Source organism: Sphingomonas sp. ASV193, from assembly GCF_040203355.1.
Taxonomy (GTDB): domain Bacteria; phylum Pseudomonadota; class Alphaproteobacteria; order Sphingomonadales; family Sphingomonadaceae; genus Sphingomicrobium.
On the sequence record NZ_JBEHBW010000005.1, the window covers coordinates 66,116 to 91,864 of the forward strand.

Annotated in this window: 30 protein-coding genes and 1 tRNA gene; 15 read left to right on the forward strand and 16 right to left on the reverse strand. The window is 69.6% G+C overall.

Annotated features, from left to right (window positions below; all coding sequences use genetic code 11):
• The first annotated feature begins 28 nt into the window (after positions 1 to 28).
• The gene (locus ABDK56_RS10440; protein ID WP_349808211.1) at positions 29 to 1,219 is read left to right on the forward strand and encodes a glycosyltransferase family 4 protein; all 1,191 of its coding nucleotides are present in this window, start codon (positions 29 to 31) and stop codon (positions 1,217 to 1,219) included.
• Here ABDK56_RS10440 and ABDK56_RS10445 read toward each other — a convergent pair.
• Positions 1,216 to 1,818 carry a PadR family transcriptional regulator gene (locus ABDK56_RS10445; RefSeq protein WP_349808212.1) on the reverse strand — a complete coding sequence of 201 codons (603 nt, stop codon included), beginning with the start codon at positions 1,816 to 1,818 and terminating at the stop codon, positions 1,216 to 1,218. The two genes, ABDK56_RS10440 and ABDK56_RS10445, sit on opposite strands and share 4 nt — an antisense overlap.
• A gap of 131 nt (positions 1,819 to 1,949) precedes the next feature.
• Between ABDK56_RS10445 and ABDK56_RS10450 the strand changes: the two genes are divergently transcribed.
• From ABDK56_RS10450 to ABDK56_RS10475, 6 genes are all read left to right on the forward strand, one after another.
• Positions 1,950 to 3,269: a replication-associated recombination protein A gene (locus ABDK56_RS10450; protein WP_349808213.1), complete on the forward strand. Its 1,320-nt coding sequence runs from the start codon at positions 1,950 to 1,952 to the stop codon at positions 3,267 to 3,269.
• Between the two features lie 53 nt (positions 3,270 to 3,322).
• Positions 3,323 to 4,636: a mechanosensitive ion channel gene (locus tag ABDK56_RS10455; RefSeq protein WP_349808214.1), complete on the forward strand. Its 1,314-nt coding sequence runs from the start codon at positions 3,323 to 3,325 to the stop codon at positions 4,634 to 4,636.
• Positions 4,633 to 4,989 (forward strand): hypothetical protein, encoded by a 357-nt coding sequence (locus tag ABDK56_RS10460; RefSeq protein WP_349808215.1) that lies wholly within the window; start codon positions 4,633 to 4,635, stop codon positions 4,987 to 4,989. Before ABDK56_RS10455 ends, ABDK56_RS10460 begins: the two co-directional genes overlap by 4 nt.
• Positions 4,986 to 5,834: a hypothetical protein gene (locus ABDK56_RS10465; RefSeq protein WP_349808216.1), complete on the forward strand. Its 849-nt coding sequence runs from the start codon at positions 4,986 to 4,988 to the stop codon at positions 5,832 to 5,834. Before ABDK56_RS10460 ends, ABDK56_RS10465 begins: the two co-directional genes overlap by 4 nt.
• A 17-nt stretch (positions 5,835 to 5,851) precedes the next feature.
• Positions 5,852 to 5,927 (forward strand) — tRNA-Thr (locus ABDK56_RS10470).
• 22 nt (positions 5,928 to 5,949) lie between these two features.
• Positions 5,950 to 6,738 carry an inositol monophosphatase family protein gene (locus tag ABDK56_RS10475; RefSeq protein ID WP_349808217.1) on the forward strand — a complete coding sequence of 263 codons (789 nt, stop codon included), beginning with the start codon at positions 5,950 to 5,952 and terminating at the stop codon, positions 6,736 to 6,738.
• Here ABDK56_RS10475 and hisIE read toward each other — a convergent pair.
• From hisIE to ABDK56_RS10540, 13 genes are all read right to left on the reverse strand, one after another.
• On the reverse strand, positions 6,708 to 7,361 hold the full coding sequence (gene hisIE / locus ABDK56_RS10480; RefSeq protein ID WP_349808218.1) for a bifunctional phosphoribosyl-AMP cyclohydrolase/phosphoribosyl-ATP diphosphatase HisIE: 654 nt from the start codon (positions 7,359 to 7,361) through the stop codon (positions 6,708 to 6,710). The genes ABDK56_RS10475 and hisIE overlap by 31 nt on opposite strands.
• A complete protein-coding gene (gene hisF, locus ABDK56_RS10485; protein ID WP_349808219.1) occupies positions 7,337 to 8,101 on the reverse strand; it encodes an imidazole glycerol phosphate synthase subunit HisF in 765 nt (254 codons plus the stop codon). The genes hisIE and hisF overlap by 25 nt, the downstream gene beginning before the upstream one ends.
• Positions 8,088 to 8,807 (reverse strand): 1-(5-phosphoribosyl)-5-[(5-phosphoribosylamino)methylideneamino]imidazole-4-carboxamide isomerase, encoded by a 720-nt coding sequence (locus ABDK56_RS10490; protein ID WP_349808220.1) that lies wholly within the window; start codon positions 8,805 to 8,807, stop codon positions 8,088 to 8,090. Before ABDK56_RS10490 ends, hisF begins: the two co-directional genes overlap by 14 nt.
• Positions 8,804 to 9,382, reverse strand: a complete 579-nt coding sequence (gene hisH, locus ABDK56_RS10495; protein WP_349808221.1) for an imidazole glycerol phosphate synthase subunit HisH — start codon at positions 9,380 to 9,382, stop codon at positions 8,804 to 8,806. The genes ABDK56_RS10490 and hisH overlap by 4 nt, the downstream gene beginning before the upstream one ends.
• A complete protein-coding gene (gene hisC / locus ABDK56_RS10500; RefSeq protein ID WP_349808222.1) occupies positions 9,379 to 11,034 on the reverse strand; it encodes a histidinol-phosphate transaminase in 1,656 nt (551 codons plus the stop codon). Before hisC ends, hisH begins: the two co-directional genes overlap by 4 nt.
• Entirely contained in the window at positions 11,031 to 12,326 is a 1,296-nt protein-coding gene (hisD, locus tag ABDK56_RS10505; protein ID WP_349808223.1) for a histidinol dehydrogenase, read from the reverse strand. The genes hisC and hisD overlap by 4 nt, the downstream gene beginning before the upstream one ends.
• Positions 12,323 to 13,213 (reverse strand): ATP phosphoribosyltransferase, encoded by an 891-nt coding sequence (hisG, locus tag ABDK56_RS10510; protein ID WP_349808224.1) that lies wholly within the window; start codon positions 13,211 to 13,213, stop codon positions 12,323 to 12,325. Before hisG ends, hisD begins: the two co-directional genes overlap by 4 nt.
• A complete protein-coding gene (locus tag ABDK56_RS10515) occupies positions 13,203 to 13,514 on the reverse strand; it encodes a YerC/YecD family TrpR-related protein (RefSeq protein WP_349808225.1) in 312 nt (103 codons plus the stop codon). The genes hisG and ABDK56_RS10515 overlap by 11 nt, the downstream gene beginning before the upstream one ends.
• A gap of 250 nt (positions 13,515 to 13,764) precedes the next feature.
• Positions 13,765 to 14,709 carry a cation diffusion facilitator family transporter gene (locus ABDK56_RS10520; protein WP_349808226.1) on the reverse strand — a complete coding sequence of 315 codons (945 nt, stop codon included), beginning with the start codon at positions 14,707 to 14,709 and terminating at the stop codon, positions 13,765 to 13,767.
• An 83-nt stretch (positions 14,710 to 14,792) separates the two neighbouring features.
• The gene (locus ABDK56_RS10525) at positions 14,793 to 15,029 is read right to left on the reverse strand and encodes a hypothetical protein (RefSeq protein ID WP_349808227.1); all 237 of its coding nucleotides are present in this window, start codon (positions 15,027 to 15,029) and stop codon (positions 14,793 to 14,795) included.
• Positions 15,026 to 15,412 (reverse strand): PspC domain-containing protein, encoded by a 387-nt coding sequence (locus tag ABDK56_RS10530; RefSeq protein WP_349808228.1) that lies wholly within the window; start codon positions 15,410 to 15,412, stop codon positions 15,026 to 15,028. The genes ABDK56_RS10525 and ABDK56_RS10530 overlap by 4 nt, the downstream gene beginning before the upstream one ends.
• The gene (locus ABDK56_RS10535; protein ID WP_349808229.1) at positions 15,412 to 16,233 is read right to left on the reverse strand and encodes a PspA/IM30 family protein; all 822 of its coding nucleotides are present in this window, start codon (positions 16,231 to 16,233) and stop codon (positions 15,412 to 15,414) included. The genes ABDK56_RS10530 and ABDK56_RS10535 overlap by 1 nt, the downstream gene beginning before the upstream one ends.
• A complete protein-coding gene (locus ABDK56_RS10540) occupies positions 16,226 to 16,366 on the reverse strand; it encodes a hypothetical protein (protein WP_349808230.1) in 141 nt (46 codons plus the stop codon). The genes ABDK56_RS10535 and ABDK56_RS10540 overlap by 8 nt, the downstream gene beginning before the upstream one ends.
• A gap of 236 nt (positions 16,367 to 16,602) precedes the next feature.
• On the opposite strand from ABDK56_RS10540, the gene ABDK56_RS10545 reads away from it, so the two are divergent.
• On the forward strand, positions 16,603 to 16,806 hold the full coding sequence (locus tag ABDK56_RS10545) for a hypothetical protein (protein ID WP_349808231.1): 204 nt from the start codon (positions 16,603 to 16,605) through the stop codon (positions 16,804 to 16,806).
• 11 nt (positions 16,807 to 16,817) lie between these two features.
• Here ABDK56_RS10545 and ABDK56_RS10550 read toward each other — a convergent pair whose 3' ends face one another.
• Positions 16,818 to 17,087 carry a DUF3297 family protein gene (locus ABDK56_RS10550; protein WP_349808232.1) on the reverse strand — a complete coding sequence of 90 codons (270 nt, stop codon included), beginning with the start codon at positions 17,085 to 17,087 and terminating at the stop codon, positions 16,818 to 16,820.
• Between the two features lie 79 nt (positions 17,088 to 17,166).
• Here ABDK56_RS10550 and ABDK56_RS10555 point away from each other — a divergent pair, with 79 nt between their 5' ends.
• The 4 genes from ABDK56_RS10555 (at position 17,167) to ABDK56_RS10570 (ending at position 22,038) form a co-directional block, all read left to right on the forward strand.
• On the forward strand, positions 17,167 to 18,453 hold the full coding sequence (locus tag ABDK56_RS10555) for a thiamine pyrophosphate-dependent enzyme (RefSeq protein WP_349808233.1): 1,287 nt from the start codon (positions 17,167 to 17,169) through the stop codon (positions 18,451 to 18,453).
• Positions 18,450 to 19,478, forward strand: coding sequence for an alpha-ketoacid dehydrogenase subunit beta (locus ABDK56_RS10560; RefSeq protein ID WP_349808234.1), 1,029 nt, complete (start codon positions 18,450 to 18,452; stop codon positions 19,476 to 19,478). Before ABDK56_RS10555 ends, ABDK56_RS10560 begins: the two co-directional genes overlap by 4 nt.
• Complete coding sequence (locus tag ABDK56_RS10565) at positions 19,475 to 20,758, forward strand: dihydrolipoamide acetyltransferase family protein (protein WP_349808235.1); 1,284 nt, start codon at positions 19,475 to 19,477, stop codon at positions 20,756 to 20,758. The genes ABDK56_RS10560 and ABDK56_RS10565 overlap by 4 nt, the downstream gene beginning before the upstream one ends.
• A gap of 122 nt (positions 20,759 to 20,880) precedes the next feature.
• Complete coding sequence (locus ABDK56_RS10570) at positions 20,881 to 22,038, forward strand: GGDEF domain-containing protein (RefSeq protein WP_349808236.1); 1,158 nt, start codon at positions 20,881 to 20,883, stop codon at positions 22,036 to 22,038.
• A 2-nt stretch (positions 22,039 to 22,040) separates the two neighbouring features.
• On the opposite strand, the gene ABDK56_RS10575 is transcribed toward ABDK56_RS10570, so the two are convergent.
• Complete coding sequence (locus ABDK56_RS10575) at positions 22,041 to 22,583, reverse strand: FMN-dependent NADH-azoreductase (protein ID WP_349808237.1); 543 nt, start codon at positions 22,581 to 22,583, stop codon at positions 22,041 to 22,043.
• A gap of 99 nt (positions 22,584 to 22,682) precedes the next feature.
• Here ABDK56_RS10575 and ABDK56_RS10580 point away from each other — a divergent pair, with 99 nt between their 5' ends.
• The 3 genes from ABDK56_RS10580 (at position 22,683) to ABDK56_RS10590 (ending at position 25,720) form a co-directional block, all read left to right on the forward strand.
• On the forward strand, positions 22,683 to 23,066 hold the full coding sequence (locus ABDK56_RS10580; RefSeq protein ID WP_349808238.1) for a winged helix-turn-helix transcriptional regulator: 384 nt from the start codon (positions 22,683 to 22,685) through the stop codon (positions 23,064 to 23,066).
• A gap of 64 nt (positions 23,067 to 23,130) precedes the next feature.
• On the forward strand, positions 23,131 to 25,434 hold the full coding sequence (locus ABDK56_RS10585) for a thiamine pyrophosphate-binding protein (RefSeq protein WP_349808239.1): 2,304 nt from the start codon (positions 23,131 to 23,133) through the stop codon (positions 25,432 to 25,434).
• A gap of 25 nt (positions 25,435 to 25,459) precedes the next feature.
• A complete protein-coding gene (locus tag ABDK56_RS10590) occupies positions 25,460 to 25,720 on the forward strand; it encodes a hypothetical protein (protein ID WP_349808240.1) in 261 nt (86 codons plus the stop codon).
• Positions 25,721 to 25,749 lie beyond the last annotated feature (29 nt).

A 25,749-nucleotide genomic window follows, 5' to 3' on the forward strand; every position in this document is an offset into this window, starting at 1 on the left:
CGAGGCTCCGGCTAAGACCCCCGCCGCCATGGAGCCGTCCGACCTTCGCATCGCCCTCTTCTCGGGCAATTACAACTACGTCCGCGACGGCGCCAACCAGGCGCTCAACCGGCTGGTCGGCTATTTGCTTCGGCAGGGCGCGGCGGTGCGCGTCTATTCGCCGGTGGTCGAGCATCCGGCCTTTCCGCCGACCGGCGACCTCGTCGACGTGCCGAGCGTCGCGATCCCCGGGCGCGCCGAATATCGCGTCCCGATCTCGCTCAGCGGCGAGGCGCGGCGCGATCTCGAGGCGTTCGCCCCGAACATCGTCCATGTCTCGAGCCCCGACATCGTCGCGCATCGCGCGGTCAGCTGGGCGCGCGAGCGCGGCATCCCGGTGATGGCGTCGGTCCACACCCGGTTCGAAACCTACCTCAAATATTATCATCTCGAGCTGTTCGAGCCCGCGGTGCGTGCGCTGCTCCGCCGCTTCTACCGCCGCTGCGACGCGATCATGGCGCCGGCCGAATCGACCGCCGCGATCCTGCGCGCACAGCGGATGAGCCGTGACATCGGCATCTGGAGCCGGGGGGTCGACCGCGACCAGTTCAATCCCGACCGCCGCAGCGAAGCGTGGCGCGCGGCGCACGGCATCGGCGCGGGCGACGTGATGATCGCCTTCCTCGGCCGGGTGGTGATGGAAAAGGGGCTCGATGTCTTCGCCGCCGCGATCCAGGCGGCGCAGGTGCGAGACGCGCGGGTGCGCGCGCTGGTCATCGGCGATGGCCCGGCGCTGCCCTGGTTCAAGGCGCACATGCCCGCCGACACCGTATTCGCCGGGCATCAGGTCGGCACCGATTTGGCGGTCGCGCTGGCCAGCGCCGACGTCTTCTTCAATCCCTCGATTACCGAGGCGTTCGGGAATGTGACGCAGGAAGCGATGGCGTGCGGCCTGCCGGTCGTCGCGGCGATCGCCACCGGTGCGCAGAGCCTCGTGCTCGACGGAGTAACCGGGACGTTGGTCGATCCCGAGGAGGTCGAGGGGTTCGCCGAGGCGCTGCTCCATTACACCGCCGCGCCCGAGGTGCGGCGCGCGCACGGCGAGGCGGGGCTCGACTATACCAAGGACCGCGACTGGGATTCGATCAACGACGCGGTGCTTCGCAACTATATCCGGCTGGTGGCGCGCCGCGAGCGGCTCAAGTCGCGTTTCGGCAACGCGCCACCCCGGCTTCGCTAGCCGAGCCGCTCAATCTTCTTGGCAACCTCGTCGAGCAGGTCGACGATCGCCTCGACCCTCTCGGGCGACATTCCCTGCGCGCGCTGGTGGCGAAGCGCGTTGCGAACGTTCTCCATCGCGCGGTGGAGCTGGCGATGGGGCGACGAACGGCGCTCCTCCCCGACCGCGGTCAGCCGGGCGATCAGCTCGGCGACCTCCTCGGCCTTTTCCTTGAGCTCGGCGCGGCCGCTCTCGGTCGCGGCGAACCGCTTCTTCGCGCCCTCGCTCGCCTGTTCCTCGATGAGACCCATTTCGTCGAGCAGGGTCAGCGTCGGATAGACCACGCCAGGGCTCGGCGCATAGGCCCCGCCGGTCATCGCCTCGATCGCGCGAATGAGGTCGTAGCCGTGGCGCGGCTCGTCGGCGATCAGCTTCAGCAGGACGAGCCGGAGTTCGCCGCCGTCGAACATGCGTCGGCTGCGGCCGTGACCGCGTCCGCGCTCGCCGGCATTGAGCCGCTCGACCCAGTGCAGGAAGCGCTCGGGATCGAACTCGGGACCGCGACCGCGCGGGCCGCCGTGGTGGGGGCGATGGCCGCCTCCGTGTGAAAATCGAAACATGAATTCTCCTTCTTTCGATGCGTCTAGGATATATCTTGTCGGTGAACGGTCAAGATATATCTTTTGGATATCTTTGTAGCGAGCAGCGTCGCCCTTCCGGTGCACAGCCGCACGCCCTATCTTCGGAAGCGATGGCCGACCTGTTTCCCGAGACCACCGATTCATCCGCCGCGAGCGCTGACGCGCCGCTTGCCGACCGGCTTCGCCCGCGCGCGCTGGTCGAAGTCGTCGGGCAGGAGCATCTCACCGGGCCCGAGGGCGCGATCGGGCGGATGGTCGCGGCGGGCAAGCTCGCCTCGATGGTGCTGTGGGGGCCGCCCGGCACCGGCAAGACGAGCATCGCGCGGCTGCTCGCCGACGCGGTCGGGCTTCGCTTCGTCGCCTTGAGCGCGGTATTCTCGGGCGTCGCCGACCTCAAGAAGGTGTTCGCCGAGGCCAAGGCCGCCGCGACCAACGGAACCCGCACCCTGCTGTTCGTCGACGAGATCCACCGCTTCAATCGCTCGCAGCAGGACGGTTTCCTGCCGTTCGTCGAGGTCGGCACGATCACGCTGGTCGGCGCGACCACCGAGAACCCCAGCTTCGAGCTCAACGCCGCGCTTCTGAGCCGCGCACAGGTACTGATCCTCCACCGGCTCGACGAGCGCGCGCTGACCACCCTGCTCGACCGCGCCGAGGCCGCCGCCGGGCGATCGCTGCCGCTGACCGCCGACGCGCGCGCCGCGCTGGTCGCGAGCGCCGACGGCGACGGGCGCTTCCTGCTCAACCAGGCCGAGACGCTGCTCGATTTGAACCTTCCCGACGCGCTCGATCCGGCGGGGCTGGCCGCGCTGCTCCAGCGTCGGGTCGCGGTCTACGACAAGGACCGCGAGGGGCACTACAACCTCATCTCGGCGCTCCACAAAAGCCTTCGCGGCTCCGACCCGCAGGCGGCGCTCTACTATCTCGCGCGGATGCTGGTGGCGGGCGAGGAGCCGCTCTACGTGCTCCGCCGCCTCGTCCGGTTCGCCAGCGAGGACGTCGGCCTCGCCGACCCGCAGGCGCTGGTGCAATGCCTCGCCGCCAAAGACGCCTACGACTTCCTCGGCTCGCCCGAGGGCGAGCTGGCGATCGTCCAGGCCTGCCTCTACCTCGCCACCGCGCCCAAATCGAACGCCGCCTACAAGGCGCAGGGCGCGGCGTGGCGCGCGGCGCGCGACACCGGCTCGCTGATGCCGCCGATGAACATCGTCAACGCCCCGACCAAGCTGATGAAGCAGCTCGGCTATGGCGCGGGCTATGCCTACGACCATGACTCCGAGGGCGGTTTTTCGGGCGCGAACTACTGGCCCGAAGAGATGGCGCCGGCGACGCTCTACAAGCCGAGCGAGCGCGGGTTCGAGGCGAAGATCGCCGAGCGGCTGAAATATTGGGACGAGCGCCGCCGCGAAATTCGCCAATCGGACGCTTGAGGCCCCCGCCCCAGCCGCTAGAGTCCCCGGCATAATTTTCGAGGGGACCGACGATGTACCAGACCCAGCCGCCCGCCGATTACTGGCAGGCCCAGCTCATGACCTGGGGGCCCAAGGTCCTGTTCGCGCTGGCGATCCTGCTGGTCACTTACTTCGTCGCGAAGGCGGTGCAGTGGGGTGTCGCCAAGGCGGTCGACCGGCTGCCGGTGCTCAAGCGCCACCCCGGGGTCGGCGGCGACAGCATCGGCACCGAGCTTGGCCGGCTCGCCTACTGGCTGGTGTGGCTGGTCGGGCTGGTCGCGGCGCTCCAGCCGCTGGGGCTGAGCGAGGTGCTGACCCCGGTCACGACCATGACCAACGAGGTCTTCGCCTTCATCCCCCACCTGCTGGCGGCGGGGCTTATCTTCTTCGCCGGGCTGATCCTGGCGCGGATCGTGCGGCATGTGATCGAGGCGTTTCTCGGCGCGCTCAACCTCGAGCGGCTGGCAGGCCGCGCGGGGCTCAAGATGGCCGACGCCCCGCTGGCGGTCGACTCAGCGGGCACGGTCGGCGAAGGCGTCTCGCCGGCGCGTAGCAGCATCGCCCACGCGGTCGGGCTGACCATTTCGGCGCTGATCATCATCTCGGCCTCGATCGCCGCGCTGCAGGCGCTCGGCATCTCGGCGATCGCCGACCCGGCGGTGGCGATGCTCCAGACCATTGCACAGGCGATCCCGCAGGTGCTGGCGGCGGTAATCATCATCGCCTTCGCCTTCGTCATCGGCCGCTGGGTCAAGACGCTGATCGAACAGATCCTGCCCGGTCTTGGCTTCGACCAGAGCGTGCGCGCACTCGGCGTGCTGCCCGCGACCACCAGCGCCTCGCGGCTGCTCGGCTCGATCGCGATGACCGCGGTGCTGATCGTCGGGCTGATGGAGGCGGCGCAAAAGGTTGGCGGCGATTCGACCGCCGCGCTGCTGTTCCAGGTCACCGAGCTCGGCGGCAAGGTAATCTTCGGCACCGTCATCATCGTCGTCGGCCTGTTCCTCGCCCGAATCCTGTCAAACCTCGTCGGCAGCTCGACCGGCGAGGGCACCTATGCCCAGACGATCGTCAAATATGCGATCGTCGCGCTGTTCACCGCGATCGGGCTGACCTTCATGGGGCTGGCCGACCAGATCGTGATGCTGGCGTTCGGGCTGATCCTCGGTTCGGCGGCGGTCGCGACCGCGATCGCCTTCGGGCTTGGCGGGCGCGACTTCGCGGCGCGCACGCTGGAGAACTGGCAGCGCGGCGGGCCGGCGACGCCGCCGATGCCGCGCGTCCCCCCGCGGATCCGAGCGACCCCCGCGCCGAAGGACGACGACAGCCAGCCGCCGCTGGTGTGACGGGGCCGATCGACAGCTGGGACACGCTGGTCCGCTTCGCGCTCACGCTGCCGGGAACCGAACTGTCGACCTATTATGGTGGTCCGGCGATCAAGGTCGCCGCCAACGGCCGCGCCTTCCTGTCGCAGGGGCGCGAGGCGGACAGCTTCGTGCTGGCGATCGACCAGGACAGCAAGCGGCTGCTGTTCGAGACTGACCCCGCCACCTTCTGGCAGACCCCCCACTACGAGGGATGGGACGGGTTGCTGGTCCGCTACGCCAGCGCCGACCCGGAGCGCGTCAAGGCGACCATCAGGCGCGCCCACGACCTCGCCGCCGCGAAGAAACCGGTCGCGGCGCGCAGGCGCAAGTGACTCGCTTCGCGCGCACCGTCGCGATCGACTGGTCGGGGGCGAAGGGCGGCAAGCACAAGGGGATCGCCCTCGCCGAAGCATGGGGCGAGGCCGCGCCGCGGCTGGTCCGCGCCGGGCACATCTGGTCGCGGACCGAGGTCGCCGACTGGCTGCTGCGCGAGGCCGAAAAGGCGCCGACGCTGTTCGGGTTCGACTTCAGCTTCGCCCCGCCGTTCGTCGAGCGCGGCGCCTATCTGCCCGGCGAGGCGGGCGTCCCCGAGCGTGCGCGCGCCTTCTGGGCCTATGTCGAGGCGGCGTGCGACGATGAGGACCTCGGCGCGGCGAGTTTCCTCGAACAGCGCCACCGCCCACACTTCTATTTCGGCATCGCCGACGGGAAAAAGGCCGACTTCGTCCATTTCCGCCAGTGCGACCAGCAGCTGAACCGGATGGGCGGGCGCAAGACCGCCTCGGCCTATGACGCGATCGGCGCGGCGCAGGTCGCCAAGGCGAGCTTCGCCGGAATGCGGCTGCTCCACCGGATCGACGGCCGGGTCGCGATCTGGCCGATGGACACGCTCGCTTCCGGCGAAAGCGCGGTGGTCGAGATCTACACCCGCATCGCCATCCGCAACGCCGGGCTTCCGGGGCAGAAAATCCGCACCCGCGCCGAGCTGAACCGCGCGCTCGTCGCACTCGGCAGCCCGCCGTGGCGCGGGGGCGGGGCATTGAGCGATCACCAGACCGACGCGCTGGTCACCGCCGCCGCGATGCGCGCGCACCTTTCCGACCCCCAGGCCTTCGACCCGCCCGGGCTGACCCCGGCGATCGCCGCGACCGAGGGCTGGACCTTCGGCATCGTCTGACGCATGGGACGTGCCGCGCCGGATTAGCTCAGTCGGTAGAGCAGCGGTTTTGTAAACCGAAGGTCGCGGGTTCGAATCCTGCATCCGGCACCATCGACGCGCCGACGGAGGCCCAGTGACCGACCCCGATGCCGCCGCCCTGATCGCCTTCGCCGAAGAGCTCGCGCGGGTCGCGCGCGACGAGACGCTGCCACGTTTCCGCACCGGGCTGGCGGCCGACAACAAGGCGGGCGGCGGGGCGTTCGACCCGGTGACCGAGGCCGATCGCGAGGCCGAGCGCGCGATCCGCGAGGCGATCGCCGCGCGCTATCCGGGCCACGCGATCCGCGGAGAGGAATGGCCGGACCGGCGTGGCGAGGGACCTTGGTGCTGGTCGCTCGACCCGGTCGACGGCACCCGCTCGTTCATCTGCGGGCTGCCGACCTGGGTGACGCTGATCGGCTGCCTGAATGACGAGCGCCCGATGGTCGGGCTGATCGACGCGCCGGTGCTCGGCGAAACCTACGTCGGCGACGGCGACGCGGCGTGGCTGGTGGCTGGCGAGGCGCGCACCCGCCTGTCGGCCAGCGGCTGCGCGACTCTCGCCGAGGCGCGCTTCTCGACCACCGACCCGGCGCTGTTCGAGGGCGAGGCGCGCGCGGCGCTCGACCGCATCGCGAACCGCGCGAAGACCGTCCGCTACGGCCATGACGGCTATGCCTATGCCCGGCTGGCGGCGGGGACGCTCGACCTCGTCGTCGAGACCGGGCTCAAGCCGTTCGACTACCAGGCGCTGATCCCGGTCGTGCGCGGCGCGGGCGGGGTGTTTGCCGACTGGGCCGGCGGCGACGGGTTCGACGGCGGGCGGGTCATCGCCGCCGCCACCCGCGAGCTTTACGAGGAGGCGCGCGCGCTGCTGGCGTGACGCGCCTTCAGGACCGCGACGACCTCGTCCCAGCCGAGCCCGCGCACCTCCATCAGCACCGCGAGGTGATAGAGCAGGTCGGCGATCTCCTCGCCCAGCCCTTCCTTGTCGCGAGTGACCGCGGCAAGCGCGATCTCGACTCCTTCCTCGCCGACCTTTTGCGCGATCCGCGCCGGCCCGGCGTCGATCAGCTTGCGGGTATAGCTCGCTTCATCGTTCGAGGCGGCGCGCGCGGCGACGATTCCCGACAGCTCGGCCAGCCAGCCCGGCCCCGCGGGCGCATCGCCGCCGAAACAGCTCGCGGCGCCAGTATGGCAGGTCGGGCCCTCGGGGCGCGCCGCGACCAGCAGCGCGTCGCCGTCGCAATCCTCGTTGATCGCGACCAGCGAGAGCCGGTTGCCGCTGGTCTCGCCCTTCTGCCACAGCCGCCCCTTCGAGCGGCTGAAAAAGGTGACGAAGCCGCTGTCGAGCGTCGCCGCCAGCGCCGCGCGATCCATGTAGCCTAGCATCAGCAGCCGCCCCGAGCCGGCATCCTGCACCGCGGCGGGAAGCAGCCCGTCCATCTTGTCCCACGCCAGCGCGGGCAGGTCCGCCGCGGTCAGCGGCGCATTTCGATCCCGCATGACGCGAGCTCCTCCTTGAGGGCGGGGATGGCGATCAGCCGGTCGTGGAACACGGTCGCGGCGAGCGCCCCGCTCGCTCCCGCCTCGAACGCGGCGCGGAAATGGTCGGGCGACCCCGCCCCGCCCGACGCGATCACCGGCACCGCGACCGCCTCGATCACCGCGCGGGTGTGGGGAATGTCGTAGCCGGTCCGCACCCCGTCGTTGCGCATGCAGTTAAGCACGATCTCGCCTGCCCCGCGCGCCGTCGCCTCGCACACCCAATCGAGCGTCCGCCGCCCGCTGTCGCGCATCGCGTCGGGGCTGCCGGTATATTGCTTGACGAAATAGTCGCCGCCCGCTTCGAAACTGTCGACGCCGAGCACGACGCACTGGCTGCCGAAGTCGCGCGCCAGCTCCTCGATCAGCTCGGGCCGCTCGATCGCGGGGGAGTTGATCGAGAGCTTGTCGGCCCCCGCCTCGAGGCACGCCGCGCCCTGGTCGCGGGTGCGGATCCCGCCCGCGACCGCGAACGGGATGTCGATCACCCGCGCGATCCGCCGGATCCAATCGAGGTCGAGCGCGCGTCCCTCGGCGCTGGCGGTGATGTCGTAGAAGACGAGTTCGTCGGCGCCTTCGTCGCGATAACGCATCGCCTGTTCGACGATGTCGCCCGCGTCGCGGTGGTCGCGGAACTGGACGCCCTTGACCACGCGCCCGTCCTTGACGTCGAGGCAGGGGATGATCCTACGCGCGGGCATGGGCGAGCGCCTCCCGCAGCGTGAACGCGCCGTCCCACAGCGCCTTGCCGACGATCGCCCCGGCGGTGTCGAGCCGGTCGAGGTCGGCGAGCGACGACACCCCGCCAGACGCCTGCACCGCGACCTTGGGCAGCCGTTCGCCGATACGGCGGTAAAGGTCGAAGTTCGGACCTGCCATCATCCCGTCGCGGCCGATGTCGGTGACCAGCAGGTGCCGCGCCGCCGGAAATGCCGTCGCGACGTCCCACAGGCTGCGCCCGCTGTCGCGGGTCCAGCCCGCGGTCGACACCATCGGCTCGCCATCGACCAGCCGGACGTCGAGCGACAGGGTGATCCGCTCGGCGCCGAAGCGGTCGAGCCAGTCGTTGACCAGCTCGGGCCGTTCAACCGCGAGGCTGCCGATCACCACCCGCGCGACCCCCGCGTCGAACATCCGCGCGAGCTGGTCGGTCTCGCGAAACCCGCCCGCGACCTGGAGCGAGAGGCGCGAGCCTCGCGCCAGTTCGGCGATCAGCGCGTGCTGTCGCGGCTCGCGCGCCTTCGCCCCGTCGAGATCGACGAGGTGCGCCCACGCCGCCCCCGCCTCGGCGAAGGCGTCGAGCGCTTCGGCGGGCGCGGTTGGGTAGCGGGTGACCGCGTCGAAATCGCCCTGCCGCAGCCGCACCGCCGAACCGCCGATCAGGTCCATCGCCGGATAGAGGATCATGCCAGGAACGCCTGCAGGAAGCGCGCGCCCGCCGCCGCCGATCGCTCGGGGTGGAATTGGGCGCCGGTCCAGTTGCCGTGCCGCACCGCCGCCGGGATCGCCACGCCATAGTCGGCGCGCGCGATCGTCGCGGGGCCGTCGGCGCAGGCATAGCTGTGCGCGAAATAGACATAGTCGCCGCTGGCGAGGCCAGTCGCCTCGCCGACCGCCTCGACCCGGCTCCACCCCATGTGCGGGACCGGGCGACCCGGCGCGGGGTCGAGCGCGCGCACCTCGCCGGGGATCAGCCCGAGACAGTCGACCCCGTCCTCGGCGCTGCGGTCGAACAGCAGCTGCATCCCGAGACAGATGCCGAGCGCGGGCTGGGTCAGGCCGCGCAGCACGTCGGCCAGCCCGAGCGACTCGATCCGCGCCATCGCGTGCCCCGCCCCGCCGACGCCGGGTAGCACGACGCGATCCGCACCCGCGAGCGCCGCGGGGTCGGCGGTCAGGCTTGCGGACACGCCGAGCCGCTCGAACGCCAGCGCGATCGAACCGATATTGCCGTAGCCGAGATCGACGATCGCCAGCTTCACAGCACGCCCTTGGTGCTCGGCAGCGCCTCGCCCTCGACCCGGATCGCGTCGCGCAGCGCGCGCCCGAACGCCTTGAAGCAGGCCTCGGTCTTGTGATGGTCGTTCTCGCCCTCGACCTTGACGTGGATCGCCGCGCCCATCCCCTCGGCCAGCGAGCGGAAGACGTGCGGGGTCATCTCGGTCGGATAGTCGCCGAGTTGCGCCGCCTCGAACGTGCCTTCGAATTTCGCGTAGCTGCGACCCGACAGGTCGATCAGCACCTGCGCCTCGGCCTCGTCCATCGGCAGCGCGAAGCCGAACCGGCGGATCCCGCGCTTGTCGCCGAGCGCCCCGGCGAGCGCCTTGCCGAGCGCGATGGCGGTGTCCTCGATGCTGTGGTGCGGGTCGATCTCGAGATCGCCGTCGCAGGACACGAGCAGGCTGAACCCGCCGTGGGTCGCGACCTGATCGAGCATATGGTCGTAGTAGCCGATGCCGGTCGCGATCCGGCGCGGGCCCGCGCGGTCGAGGTCGACCGCTACCGCGATCGCGGTCTCCTTGGTATCGCGGACGACGTCGGCGCGGCGCGACGGACGGCCCTCGACCGCTATCCCGAACGCGCGCAGCAGCGCCTCGTTCTCGGCGTCGGTGCCGATCGTGATCCGCACCCCGCCAGGCGCGGCGTTCGGCCGGAAGCGAAGCCGGATGCCGAGCCCGCGCAGCTTGTCCGCCAGCGCGGGCGCATCGTCGACCTCGACGAACAGGAAATTGCCCCCGCTGGGGCGCACCCGGTTGACGATCGGCGAGGTCGCCAGCAGCCCCGCGAGTCGCTCGCGATCGGCCTTCAACCGCTCGATCCGTTCGAGGTGGACCGCGCGCCGCGACGGCGACAGCGCGGCCAGCGCGGCGTCGGCCGACAGGCTCGGCAGCGGATAGGGGGGAAGCGCGCGCGCGGCGATCGCCATCAGCCCCGCCTCGCCGATCGCGCAGCCGACCCGCGCGCCCGCCAGCCCATAGGCCTTGGACAGCGTCTTGAGCACGACGAGGTTGGGCCGCGCCATCGCCTCGTCCGTGAGGCTCGGGGTGGCGCAGAAGTCAAGATAGGCTTCGTCGGCGACGACGATGGTATCGGGCAGCGCATCGGCTACCCTGAGGATCTCGGCGGGGTCGACCTCGTTCCCGGTCGGGTTGTTCGGGGTGCAGATGAAGGCGATCTTGAGGTTCGCCTCGCCCGCCACGCCGGCGAGAAAGCTGTCCGCGTCGAAGTCGAAATTGGCATCGAGGGGGACCTCAATCACGCGCCCGCCCTGGACCTTCACGAAATGGGCGTAAGCGGAAAAGGAGGGTGTCCCGACCGCGACCCCGTCGATCCCCGGCCGGACGAAGGCGCGGATCAGCATGTCGATCGCATCGTCGGCGCCGCGGGTGATGACGAGGTTGGCGGGCTGGACCCCGTACAGCGCGGCCATCGTCGCCTTGAGCGCGGCGGGCTGCGGTTCGGGGTAGCGATTGACGCTTTGCGCGATCGCGCCCTCGACCAGCGGCGGATAGGGATTCTCGTTCGAATCGAGCTTGATCGCCTGCGGCGCGGCGGCGGCGGCGTTGGCGGCGATGTCGAACGGTTCGAGCGCCAGTATCTCGGGGCGCGCGAGGCGCTGGGCGAGCGCGCTCATGCCAGCGCCTCCAGCCGGGCGTCGGCGGCCTGTGCGTGCGCCTCGAGCCCCTCCATCCGCGCCAGCAGCGCGGCCCGGGCGGCGATCTCGCGAGTCCCCGCGGGAGTGACGGTCTGCACCGTCATCGCCTTCAGGAATGTGAGGACCGACACGCCGCCCCACGCCCGCGCCGCCCCGTCGGTCGGCAGGACATGGCTCGATCCGGCGAGATAGTCGCCGAACGTCTCGGCCGCGAGCGGGCCGGCGAACACCGAGCCGGCGTTGCGGATCAGCGGCACGAGCGCCTCGGGGTCGGCGACCGCGAGCGCGAGATGTTCGGGGGCATAGGCATTGGCGATCGCCGCGGCGTCGGCAAGCGAGCCGACCTCGACCAGCCGCGCGTTAGCGAGCGAGGCCGCCGCGATCTCGCGGCGCGGAAGCGCTGCGCAGCGGCGATTGAGCTCGGCCGCGACCGCATCGAGCAGGTCGGCAGACGTCGTCGCGAGCAGCACCTGCGCCATCGGGTCATGCTCGGCCTGGCTCAGCAAGTCGGCGGCGACCAGCCCCGGATCGGCGGTCGCGTCGGCGATCACCATCAGCTCGCTCGGGCCCGCGGGCATGTCGATCGCGGGGCCGCCGGGAAGGCCGGCGACCAGTCGCTTCGCCTCGGCCACCCAGGCGTTGCCGGGCCCGCAAATCTTGTCGACGCGCGGGATCTCGCCCACGCCAAAGGCGAGCGCGGCGATCGCCTGCGCCCCGCCGACCGTCCAGATCGACCCGATCCCGCATTCTTCGGCGGCGAGCGCGATCAGCGGGTCGAGCGACCCGTCGGCGCGCGGCGGGGTGACCACCACCAGCTCGCGCACGCCCGCCGCGATCGCGGGCAGGGCAAGCATGATGAGCGAGGAGAAGAGCGGGGCCGCGCCGCCGGGGACATAGAGGCCCACCCGGTCGATCGGCCGCCACAGCTTGCGCACCGTCACCCCGGGGGCGGTGTCCATCGCGAAATCGGCGGGGCGGCTGGCGACGTGGAAGTCGCGCACCCGCGCCACCGCGTAGCCGACCGCCTCGACCTCGGCCGCGGGGAGCGACGCACGCGCCGCGGCGGCGATCGGCGCGACCTCGACGAGACGCGGCACGGCGCGGTCGATCCGCTGGGCGATTTCGCAAAGCGCCTCCCAGCCGCCGCTGCGGACCGCGTCGACGATATCGCGCACCCCGTCCTGAAGCGTGCGATCGTCGCGCTGCGCGGGCCGCGCCAGCGCCGCCGCCTGATCGGCCGTGCCGAGCGTGTTCCAGACCAGCCGCTTCACATCATCATCTTTTCGATCGGGACGACGAGAATCGCCGAGGCGCCCGCCGCCTTGAGCTTCTGGAGCGTGTCCCAGAACACCGATTCCTGGCACACCGCATGGACCGCGAAATGGCCCGGTCGCCCGTGCAGCGGGAGCACCGTCGGCGCTTCGGCCCCCGGCAGCAACGCGACGATCCCCTTGAGCGCGTCGCTGCTGGCGTTCAGCATGATATATTTCGATCCCTTCGTCGCGATCACCCCCTCGATCCGGCCGAGCAGCTGGTCGGCGATCGCCGCGCGCGCCTCGTCGAGTGGGCGGCGGCTGCGGATCAGCACCGCCTGGCTGTCGAGCACCGTATCGACCGCGCGCAGCCCATTGGCCTCGAGCGTTGCCCCGGTCGATACGAGGTCGCAGATCGACTGGGCGATTTCGAGTCGGGGGGCGAGCTCGACCGCGCCACTCATCTCGACCACGTCGGCGGCGACGCCTTTCCGGTCGAGCCATTCGCGAAGCAGCCGCGGATAGGAGGTCGCGATCCGCTGCCCGGCGAGCGATCGCGGCCCGTCATACCCCTCGCGCTCGGGCACCGCGATGCGCAGGCTGCACTGGCCGAAGCCGAGCTCGGCGAGCACCTCGAACCCCGGCTCGCTGGTCCCGGCGGCGAATTCGTGGAGGACGTTCTGCCCGACGATGCCGAACTCGCACACCCCGTCGCTGACAAAGGTCGGGATATCGTCGTCGCGGACGAACATCAGGTCGGCGGGGAAGTTGGCGGCGCGCGCGGTCAGCGCGTTCTTGCTCGTCTCGATCCTCAGGCCCGCGTCGCGGAGCAGGTCGCGGCTCAGTTCGGACAGGCGGCCCGAGCGCTGGAGCGCGATGTGAAGGCGGCTGCGGTCAACCGACATTGGCGGCCTCCATCGCGTCGATCGCGCGGCGATAGCCGAGGTTCGGCTCGTGGCGGAGGAAGCGCCCGACCCGCACGATCGTCGTCGTGCTGACCCCGGTCGCGTCGTGGATGTCGCGATAAGACAGGTCGGACCCGTCGAGTAGCCGCGCCACGTGCCACCGCTCGGCCAGCGCGCGAAGCTCGGTCGGGGTGCACAGGTCGCGCAGAAAGGCGGTCATCTGCGCCTCGTCGCGCGGGGTCATCAGGGCTTGGGACAGGTCCGCGGTCAACCGCGCCATGTCCCGCGAGGGCTGGATCATCGTTCGTCTCATTGTATTATTACGCTGTAACAAAATAGGCCGCGAGGGCGCGCTGTCAACCCGCGATGCGACAGAAGGACCATTCCGAATAAATTTCGAAAAAGGTTCGAGGGGCCGGAACCAACCGCGCGCAGGGCCGTTATGCAAGCGTGATCCAACTCTTCGGAGGCGGATCATGGAGCCCCGGCTACTTCGGTAGCCGGGGCTTATCTTTTATGCGCCGGCCGCGCTTATATGCCGTCGGCCGCGTTCAGGCGCAGCCCTTCCCCGCCGTCTCGACCTGGATCGTCGAGTGGCTGATCCCGAACAGTTCGTGGACGAAGGCGTCGGCCTTGCGGATGACGAGGTCGCGATCGACCCCTTCCTCGACCATCAGGTGGACCGTTAGCGCGGTCTCGGTGGTGCTGATCGGCCAGATGTGGAGATGGTGCGCGCCGGTGACGCCGGGCAGCCGCTCGATCGCCGACAGCACCGCCTCGGGCTGAACGTCGCGCGGGGCCCCGGCCATGGTCATGGTGGTCGATTCGATCATCAACTCCCATGCCGATTTCAGGATCACTGCCGACACCGCGAGGCTGACTAGCGGATCGACCCAGGTCCAGCCGGTGCGGGTGATGATGAAGCCGGCGACCACGACCGCCGCCGACACCGCCGCGTCGGCGATCATGTGCAGATAGGCGCCGCGAATATTGATGTCGCCGTGCCGCCCGCGCGCGAACAGCCAGGCGGTGACGCCGTTGACGAGGATCCCCGCCGCCGCGACCGCCATCACCGTCCCGCCCGACGAGGCCTCGGGCTCGAACAGACGGCGCACCGCCTCGGCGCTGATCGCGCCGATCGCGACGAGCAGCAGAATCGCGTTGAGGAGCGCGGCGAGGATCGAGCTTTTCTTGAACCCGTAGGAAAAGCGCGGGGTTGCCTTGCGCCCCGACAGCCATGCCGCCCCCCACGCGAGCATCAACCCGAGCACGTCGCTGAGATTATGCCCGGCGTCGGCGACCAGCGCGGTCGAATTGGCGAGGAAGCCGTAGACCGTCTCGACCGCCACGAAGCCGCCGTTAAGCAGGATGCCGATCGCGAAGGCGCGGCCGTAGCCGCCCTCGCCGCCATGCGCGTGCCCGTGGGAGTGGCCGTGCGAGTGGCCGTGCCCGTGCGAATGGCCATGCCCGGGCGACTGAGCGTGCGCGTGTCCCATGGCCCGGGGGTAGCGGGGCGCGGCGGCGGGTCAACTGCCGCCGCGCAATTGGCCCGATATATCAGGGCCCGCGATTGCCTTGATTAGAGGTCGATCCCCGCGGCGATCGCCTCGAGCTTGCGAACCCGCTCGCGAAGGTCGGCCAGCTCGATCCGCCCCGCCGTCGCGGGCTGCGGCAGCGGCCCGTCGCGGTGCGCGGCGAGCTCGAGCCGCTTGTAGTCGAGCCACTGACGCCACGCACGGAGCCCGGCGAAGGCGCTCGCCCCGGTAATCGCCAGCGCACTGGCGCCGGTAAGGGCAATGCTGATGGGGTCGGTCATGCCTGCTTCTCCCGCAATTTCTCGATCTCACGCGCGAGTTCGTCGTTCTGGGTCGCTAGGTGGTGGTCGATCGCCATCATCCGCCAGTCGTTGGCGTCGAAGCTGTCGCGCATCTCGCGGATCGAAGTCCGCCGCGGCCGGCCGAAGTCGGCGAAACGGTCGCGGGTCCGGTCGATGCCGCGCTTCAGCGCGTCGCGCCTGGCGAAGTGGAGATAGAGCCCGGCGGCGAGATAGGCGACCAGCGCCAGCTTGAAGCTGACCATCAGCGCCACCGCGACGAAGCCGATCCTGACGAAGGTCGGATCGATCGCGAACATGTCGCCCAGCGTCGAGGCGACGCCTGCCAGCTTCTTGTCCCGGCGATCCAGCGAATAACGGCTCATCACTTCCCTCCTTTGGCGCTGTCGCCCAGCGCGGCTTTCATCGATTCGAGCTCGGCATCGACCGCGTCGGCGGCGCGAAGCTCGGCAATTTCCTCCTCGAGGCTTTTCGGCCCGGTCATCCCCAGCGCGTCGGCCATCCCCTCGGCGAGGTCGGCTCGGCGTTCGAGCAGGTCGAACTTGGCGAAGGCGTCGGCGGCGCGGTGGCCGTTGAGCAGTTCGCTGGTCTTCGCCCGGCTCATCGCCGATTCCATCCGCATCGCGATCGACTGCTGGCGGGCGCGCGCCTCGGCCAGCTTGGCCTGGAGTCGCTGGATGTCGGCCTCATAGCCCTTCAGCACGGTCTCGATCTGCGCGATCTCGGCATGGATGCCCTCGACCAGATCGGCCGCCTTGCGCTTTTCGACCAGCGCCTGGCGGGCAAGGTCCTCGCGGCCCCGCTCGAGCGCCAGCTGGGCGCGGTCGGCCCAGCTCGCCTGCATGTCGTCGAGCCGATCGCACGCGCGCCGCATCTCCTTCATGTCGGCGATCGAACGGGCGGCGGTGGCGCGGACGTCGGACAGCGTTTCTTCCATCTCGACGATGATCATCCGGATCATCCGCGCCGGGTCTTCGGCCCGGTCGAGCAGCTCGGTCATGTTCGCCGCGATGATGTCGCGGGTGCGGGTAAAGATCGGGCCCGACAGGATGCCCGCGAGGGGGCGTCCGTCGGACGGCGCCGCGCGGCGAATGTCGCCCGCCGGGTCGATCCGCTCGACCCGGCCGATGACCGTCGCCGGGACGGTCACCGTCCCGCGATCATTGAGCGGCTCGAGATCAGGCATAGGTGACGATCTCGCTGTCGTTCGAGTGCAGGGCCGCGGTACCCGGCAGCACCGCCGAGCCGACCGCCACCGAGCTGACCAGGAAAGCGGCGACGATGGCCAGCATCTGGTCGTTGAACTTGCGCGAAAACATTGTTGGTCTCCCTTTTCACGGCCTGCCGGGACATCCCGGCGGACCATGCGACCAACAATTCATGAGCCGTGCCAATCCCTCTTTTCCGCCAATTCCGACGGTTGCGGGCGGGGAAGCCGGGCGCGGTTGGCGGATTTTCCCACCATCGGTTGGCCGCTTTTGCCAACTCGTCGGCGGGAACCTGCCAGCCAGGTCGCGCGCTTCATCCGCCGAACGAAAATTCGAGGGAGAATGACATGCTTGGCAAGATTTTCGGTGCGGTCGTTGGCGACAAGATCGCGCAACGGTACGGCGACGACGGCGTCAAGGGCGCGGTGATCGGCGCGGCGGCCCCGGTCGTGGCGCGCCGCCTGTTCGGCCCGCTCGGGCTGGCGCTAAGCGCGGGCTGGCTGGCGAAAAAGGCCTACGACAAGGGGCAGGCGCGGCGCGGCGCGATCTAGCCGGACACCACCTAGTCTTCGGGGGATCCCGCGTCGTCGCCCTTGATATAGGGTTCGACCTTGCCGCTCAGCTTGACCGTCATCGGGTTGCCGAAGCGGTCGAGGCTGCGGCCGGCGGCGACGCGGATCCAGCCTTCGGACACGCAATATTCCTCGACGTTGGTCTTTTCCGCGCCGTTGAACTTGATCCCGACGCCCTTTTCGAGCGTCTCCATGTCGAAAAACTCGCTCTTCGGGTTGAGACTGAGACGGTCGGGAAGGGTGTCGTTTTTGTCGGTCATGCCCCTGCCCCTACCCGCCGCAGTGCAGCATCGTCAAACCATTGCCGCCGCGCGGACAGCGCTTTAAGCGCCGACCCCGATGGCTGATCCAGATCCTATCCGCGCCAACCGCCCAGTGCTTGCGCTGCACGTGCCCGAGCCGCCGTACCGGCCCGGCGACGCGCCCGATTTCTCGACGATCGCGGTGCCCCCCGCGGGCGCGGCGCCCCGCCCCGACCCGGCGTGCGAGGCGCGCGAGACGTTTCCGCTGGTGACCGCGCTGGTGCGCGTGCTCGACGAGGCGGGCAAGGCGGTCGGCCCGTGGGACCCGCGGCTCGACCCCGACACGCTTCGCACCATGCTTAAGGACATGAAAACGGTCCGGGTATTCGACGACCGGATGTATCGCGCACAGCGGCAGGGCAAGACCAGCTTCTACATGAAATGCACCGGCGAGGAAGCGATCGCGGTCGCCGCCGCCTTCGCCACCGACCGCGACGACATTCATTTCCCGACCTATCGCCAGCAGGGCCTGCTGGTATCGCGCGGCTATCCGCTGGCGACGATGATGAACCAGATCTATTCGAACGCCGGCGATCCGCTGAAGGGTCGCCAGCTGCCGATCATGTATTCGGACAAGGCCCACGGCTTCTTCTCGATTTCGGGCAACCTCGCCACCCAATATCCGCAGGCGGTCGGCTGGGCGATGGCCAGCGCGATCAAGGGCGACAGCCGGATTGCGATGGGCTGGATCGGCGACGGCGCGACCGCCGAGGGCGACTTCCACTGCGCGATGACCTTCGCCACCGTCTACCAGGCGCCGGTGATCCTCGCGGTGGTCAACAACCAGTGGGCGATCTCGAGCTTCAGCGGCATCGCCGGGGCCGAGCAGGCGACCTTCGCCAGCCGCGCGGTCGGTTATGGCATGGCGGGCCTTCGGGTCGACGGCAACGACGCGCTGGCGGTCTATGCCGCGGTCCGCTGGGCGGCCGAGCGCGCGCGCGGCAACAAGGGGCCGACGCTGGTCGAGTTCTTCACCTATCGCGCCGAGGGCCATTCGACCTCGGACGATCCGAGCGGCTATCGCCCGCGCGACGAGGCGACCGCCTGGCCGCTGGGCGACCCGATCGCGAGGTTGAAGGCTCACCTCGTCGGCCTCGGCGAATGGGACGAGGCGCGCGACGCCGCGCTCGACGCCGAGATCGACGCCACGGTCCGTGCCGCGCAAAAAGAATCGGAAAAGGTCGGGATCCTCCCCAACCAGGGCTTCGACAACATCGCCTCGATGTTCGACGACGTCTATGCCGAGACGCCCTGGCACCTTGCCGAACAGCGCGAACTCTCGCTCGACGAGGCGCGCGAATATCTGGGGCATGAACCCAAATGAGCGACCCCGCGACCAAGAACCGCAACATGATCGAGGCGATCAACGACGCGCACCGCGTGGCGATGGCGGCCGATCCCGACATTATCGTCTATGGCGAGGACGTCGGCTATTTCGGCGGGGTGTTCCGCGCCACCGCCGGGCTGCAGAAGGAGTTCGGCAAGACCCGCGTGTTCGACGCGCCGATCTCCGAAGGCGGGATCGTCGGCACAGCGGTCGGGATGGCGGCCTATGGCCTCAAGCCGCTGATCGAGATCCAGTTCGCCGACTATATCTACCCCGCCTACGACCAGATCGTCAGCGAGGTCGCCAAGATGCGCTACCGCACCGCGGGCGAATGGACGATGCCTCTCGTCATCCGCAGCCCTTATGGCGGCGGCATCTTCGGCGGCCAGACCCACAGCCAGTCGCCCGAGGGGCTGTTCACCCATGTCGCGGGGATCAAGACGGTGATCCCGTCGAACCCCTACGACGCCAAGGGGCTGCTGCTCGCCGCGATCGCCGACCCCGACCCGGTGCTCTTCTTCGAGCCCAAGCGGATCTACAACGGCCCGTTCGACGGACACCACGACAAGCCGGTGACGCCATGGGCGAAGCACCCGCTAAGCGCGGTGCCCGACGGCCCTTACACCGTCCCGCTGGGCAAGGCGAAGGTGGTGCGCGAGGGCGAGGCGGTGACCGTGCTCGCCTATGGCACGATGGTCCACGTCGCGCTCGCCGCGGTCGAGGAGAACGGGATCGACGCCGAGGTGATCGACCTTCGCACCCTCGTCCCCGTCGACATCGAGACGATCGAGGAAAGCGTCAAGAAGACCGGGCGCTGCCTGATCGTCCAGGAAGCGACCAAGACCGGCGGCTATGGCGCCGAGATCGCCGCGCTGGTGCAGGAACGCTGCTTCTACCACCTCGAGGCGCCGATCGGCCGGGTCGCCGGCTGGGACACGCCCTACCCGCACGCCTATGAATGGATCTACTTCCCCGGCCCGATCCGGATGAAGACCGCGCTCAAGAAAGTCATGGCCGCATGAGCACCTACAAGTTCAAGCTTCCCGACATCGGCGAAGGCATCGCCGAGGCCGAGATCGTCGCCTGGCACGTCAAGGTCGGCGACCAGGTCGGCGAGGACCAGCAGCTCGCCGACATGATGACCGACAAGGCGACGGTCGAGATGGAAAGCCCGGTCGCGGGGACGGTCACCAAGCTGGCGGGCGAGGTCGGCGACATGGTCGCGATCGGCAGCGTGCTGGTCGAGATCGAGACCGCGGGCGAGGCTGCCTCCGAACCAGACGCGGCCGAGACCGAAGCCGAGCAGCCGCTCGCCGACGGTCTGGCCGAGCCGACCGCCGAACAGGCCGAGGAACTGCCGGTAACCGCGACCGCGCCGGCGGCCCAGACCTCGGTGCCCTCCCCTGCGCCCGCGTCCACGCCAGAACCCGCCGCGCCCCAGTCGCAGGCGAAGGCCTTGGCGTCCCCCGCGGTGCGCCAGCGCGCGCGCGACCTCGGCATCGACCTCGCGCAGGTGAAGACCGCGTCGGACCGCGTCCGCCATGCCGACCTCGACGCCTACCTGCTCTACAATGGCGGGAGGGTCAGCCACCGTTCGTCGGCGCCGCGGCAGGACGAGACGATCAAGGTGGTTGGGCTTCGCCGCAAGATCGCCGAGAATATGCAGGAAGCCAAGCGCCGGATCCCGCACTTCGCGCTGGTCGAACAATATGACGTCACCGACCTCGAAGACACGCGGGCGATGATGAACCGCGACCGGGGCGGCAATCCGAAGCTGACGCTGCTCCCGTTCCTGATCACTGCGCTGACCAAGGCGATGGCCGACTTCCCGATGATCAACGCGACCTATGACGACAGCGCGAATGTCGTCACCCGCCACGGCAGCGTCGCGATGGGGGTCGCCACCCAGACCGACGGCGGGCTGATGGTTCCCGTCATCCGTGGCGCCGAGGGCCTGAGCGTGTGGCAGCTGGCACGCGAGATCGCCCGCCTGAGCCAGGCGGCGCGCACCGGCAAGGCGAGCCGCGAGGAGTTGAGCGGCCCGACCTTCACCATAAGCTCGCTCGGGCCGATGGGGGGGATCGCCTCGACCCCGGTGATCGCCCCGCCGCAGGTCGCCACCATCGCGGTCAACAAGCTCCAGGAGATCCCGGTGATCGTCGACGGCGAGCTCGAGGCGCGCAAGGTGATGAACCTTTCGCTGAGCTGCGATCACCGGGTCGTCGACGGCTGGGACGCGGCGAACTTCCTGCAGGCGCTCAAGGGTTATATCGAGCATCCGATCCGGCTGCTAAGCGCCTGATCGCGCGGGCGGCGGCAGGAGCGCGGCGGCGCCGACGTACGGCGTAGACGCGCCATTTACCTTGTCGAACTATACGCACTTTGCCATGCATGGGCGCGTAGGGGTCCGGGGGAAGAGTGACCGTGTCGGTTGACGTCGATTTCTACGCGGTCGTCGCGATCCTGTTCGGCGCGCTCGGCGTGCTCGCGGTGATCGGTCACCAGTTCGCCCGCCGTCACGTGGCGCTGGTCTGGCTCGCCGCCGGATTGATCGGGGGAACGGTCGCGACGGTCGTCTTCCGCGACGGCGGCACCGGGCGCGCGGCGTTCCTACTCCTCGCGCTGTTCGAGCCGTTCGCGCTGTTCACCATATCGCTGGCGATGCGGCTGGTGGTCGGTGCCGGACGGCAGGGGAACATCCTCATCGCCGCCGCCGCTTCGCTGATCGGCCTGTCGCTGCTGCTGATCGCCACCGGGGTGACGACGCCGGTCCTGCAGTGCGTGCCGTTCGAGATTGCCGGCCTGCTGATCGTTCTCGACGTCCTGGTCGCAGTTGTGCGGCGGCGGCGCGGCTGGCCCGAACGCGCGATGATCGCGGGGCTCGTGGTCCATGCCGCGACGCATGTGGTCCGCTTCCCCTATTACCCGAGCCTGCTCGACGGCGGCCACGCCTTTCCGTCGGCCGCAAGCCCGTGGCTCAACCTGCTGCTGCTCACCACGTCGAGCTTCTACGTCCCGCTGCTCGTATTCGGGACGATCGCGCGCGACCTCGGCGGCCATATCGACACGCTGCGCGAAACGTCGAAGCGCGACGGGCTGACCGGGCTGCTGACCCGGCTCGCGTTCGAGCAGGCGGTCGACGACGAACCGGTCCGCCACGGCTCGCTGGTCGTCTGCGACCTCGATCATTTCAAGGCGATCAACGACAGCTTCGGCCATCCCGCGGGCGACGTCGCGCTGCGCCGCTTCGCGCAGCTGTGCGCGGCGGCGGCACCGGTGAGCGGGCGGATGGGCGGCGAAGAATTCGCGCTGCTGCTGCCGGGCAAGAGCCTGGTCGAGGCGCAGGCGCTGGCCGAACAGATCCGCCGCACCTATGCTTCGGCCACGCTGCCCGAAGTCGACCGCACGCGACTAACCGCCAGCTTCGGGGTCGCGAGCTACCGGGCGTCGGATTCGTTCCGCGACATCGCGGTTCGCGCCGACCGCGCGCTCTACCGCGCCAAGCAGCAGGGGCGCGACTGCGTCACCCTGTTTGGCACCGCGGCGAACGAGCGCGACCCGCCCGTCCGCCACAGCGCCTGACCTCAGGCGGCGAGCGCCTCGACCTCGGCAAGACCCTTCTCGATCCCCGCCTCGCGCTGTTCAGGACCATAATTGACGCCGTCGGCATGGACGAACTCGGGTTCGATCCCGAAGAAGTTGAACAGGCCGGTGAGGTAGCTTTCGACATGCTCCCACGCATGCTCGATCGCGTAGAAGCCGCCGCGCGACACGGCGATGATCACCCGCTTTCCCTTCGCCAGCCCCTCGGGCCCGCTGTCGGTGTAGCGAAAGGTCTTGCCCGCGACCGACACCCGGTCGATCCACGCCTTGAGCTGGCTCGGGACCGAGAAATTGTACATCGGCGCGCCGATCACCACCGTGTCGGCGGCGAGGAATTCGTCGACCACGCTGGTATCGGCGAAGGCGGCGAGCGAGATGTGGTCGAGCGGTTCGGCGGCAAGGTCGCGGCGGACGATGGTCGCCGACGGGTCGGCCGCGAGAAGCCGCTCGACGGTCGCGGCGGTGAGCTTGCGCGAGACGCTGTCGTCGCCGGTGATGCTGCTGTCGATGTGGAGGATGGTCATCGTTCGGTCCTTGGTATTGATTTGTTACCGGGACGCTTTAAGTAACTGCCGATGGACGCCGCACAAGAACGCAAAAATTTGTCACCAGGGCACAGCAATGTGCCCACACTTGCCGAGGAGGCCGCGATCCACGGGCCGGTGTGCCGGTCGGTCACCCCGGTGCTCAACCGGGTCGGCGACAAGTGGAGCATGCTGATCGTCATGCTGCTGTCGAACGGGCCGAAGCGCTTTTCCGAGCTTAAGCGCGCGATCGACGGGATTTCGCAGCGGATGCTGACGCTGTCGCTGCGCAACCTCGAACGCGACGGGCTGGTCACCCGCACCGTCACCCCGACCATCCCGCCGCGGGTCGACTATGAACTGACCGAGCTCGGCATCTCGCTGCGCGAGCCGGTGCAGGGTCTTGGCACGTGGGCGATGGCGCATATCGACTGCATTCGCGCCGCGCAGGCGCGCTACGACGCGGTTCACGATCCCGAATAGACCCGCCGCTCGCCCGCATTACCCCGCAGTAGGCAGGCGGCCTGCGCTCGGCTAAGCGCCGGCGATGGCCGACCTCGCATCGCTCAATCTCCTCGAACAGCGGCTGCGCTTCCTCGCCAGCTGGACGATCCACCATGCCAACCATGTCCGCGACAGCGTCGACGGGCTGAAGGTCGGCGGCCACCAGGCGTCGTCGGCATCGATGGCGGCGATCATGGCCGCGCTCTATTTCGACGCGCTCGGCCCCAACGACCGGGTCGCGGTCAAGCCGCACGGCGGACCGCTGCTCCACGCGATCCATTATCTGATGGGCACCCAGAGCCGCGAGCAGCTCGAGAATTTCCGCGGTTTCGGCGGGATGCAAAGCTATCCCAGCCGGACCAAGGACCGGATTCCGGTCGACTTCTCGACCGGCTCGGTCGGGCTTGGCGTCGCGATCACCCTGTTCGCGTCGCTGGTGCAGGATTATCTCTCGGCCAAGGGCTGGCTCGCCGAGGAGGACCGGGGGCGGTTCGTCGCGCTGATCGGCGATGCCGAGCTCGACGAGGGCAATATCTACGAGGCGATGATCGAGGGCGCCAAGCACGACGTCCGCAACCTGTGGTGGATCGTCGACTATAATCGCCAGAGCCTCGACGCGACCACCGAGGACCGGATGTTCGGCCGGTTCGACGAGATTTTCGCAAGCTGCGGCTGGCGGGTGCTGACGCTTCGCTACGGCGCGCTCCAGCGCGCGGCGTTCGCCGAGAAGGGCGGGGACGCGCTCAAGGCGTGGATCGATGCCGCGAGCAACGCCGACTATGCCGCGCTGACCTATCTCGGCGGGACGGCGTGGCGCGCGCGGCTGCTGGCCGAGGTGCCCGCGGCGAGCGCGCTGGTCGAGCGGCGAAGCGACGACGAATTGCAACGGCTGATGACCAACCTCGGCGGCCATTGCCTCGAGACGCTGGTCGACGCCTTCGCCTCGGCCCAGGACGACGTCCCGACGATGTTCCTCGCCTATACGATCAAGGGCTACGGCCTGCCCTTCGCCGGTCACAAGGACAATCACGCCGGGCTGATGAACCCGACCCAGATGGCGGCCTTTCGCGACTCGCTCGGGATTGCCGAGGGCGCCGAGTGGGAAGCGCTGGCAGGGGTCGGCGACAACGAACGGCCGGGGGTCGAAGCGCTGATCGCGGGGGCGCGGATCGCGCGCGACAAGCGGCCGCGCGGCTTCGGCCAGTTCGCGGTCCCCGCGATCCCCGCGCCGCAGGGCGAAGAGCAGTCGACCCAGGCGGCGTTCGGGCGGATCCTGCTCGACCTCGCCAAGTCGGGCAGCGACTTCGCCGACCGCATCGTCACCACCAGCCCCGACGTGACCGTCTCGACCAACCTCGGCGGCTTCGTGAACCAGCGCGGGCTGTTCAAGCGGCGCGAGATCGCCGACGTGTTCGCCGCGGCGAAAATTCCGAGCGCGCAGAAATGGGCGGCGAGTCTCACCGGCCAGCACCTCGAACTCGGCATCGCCGAATCGAACCTGTTCCTGATGCTCGCCGCGCTCGGCCTGTCGGGCGAGTTGTTCGGCACCCGGCTCGCGCCGATCGGGACGCTCTACGACCCGTTCATCGCGCGCGGGCTCGATAGCCTCAACTACGCCTGTTACCAGGACGCGCGCTTCCTCCTCGTCGCGACCCCATCGGGCGTGACGCTGGGTCCCGAAGGCGGGGCGCACCAGTCGATCAACCCGCCGCTGATCGCGATGGGCCAGCCGGGCCTGCGCCACTACGAGCCCGCCTATGCCGACGAGCTTGCGGCGATGATGGAAGAAGCGTTCCGGCTGATCGACGACCCCGCCGGCGAATCGACTTATCTCCGCCTCTCGACGCGCTCGGTGCCGCAGGTCGCGCGGACCGACGAGCGGTGGAAGGCGGGGGCGCTGGCGGGCGGCTACTGGCTTCACCCGCCTTCGCCCGACGCCGAGGCGGCGATCGTCGCGATGGGCGCGCTGATGCCCGAGGCGCTGGCGGCGTGGGAGGAACTGCGCGCCGACGTGCCCGGGCTCGGGCTGCTCGCGGTGACCTCGCCCGACTTGCTTCACCGCGGCTGGACCGCGGCGCAGGCGAAACGGTGGTCCGGAAACCGGACGCCGAGCCATGTCGAGACGTTGCTGTCGGCGCTGCCCCGCACGGCCGGGCTGGTCACGCTGTGCGATGCCGCCCCCGCCTCGCTAAGCTGGCTCGGCGGGGTGCTCGGGCAGCGGGTCGCGCCGCTCGGGATCGAGCGATTCGGTCAGACCGGCAGCCTGCCCGACCTCTACGCCGCCTACCGTCTTGACGGGGCGGCGATCGCCGAGGCCGCGGCCGAGCTGTTGTTGACCGCTTCTTAAGCTTCGCCGCGCTAGCGTCGGCGCGATGGACCGGATGCCGACCGAACTCGACCTGCTGCTCGCCGCCGAGCTCGACCACGCGCGCGACATGCTGGTGATGATGGGCGACGAGCTGGCGAGCGACTTCGCGGTCATCTCGCGCCACGGGCTGTGCCTCCAGGCGGTCGACATCGTCGGCCAGATGCTCGGCCATATCGCCGCGGTCGTCCGCGCCGCCGACCAGGGCGAGGCGGTCGAGGCGATCGGCATGTGCGAACTCAAGGCAAAGCTCGCCAAGGCCGCTTGAGGCGGCGCACGCGCTGGCCTAGGGCCGGG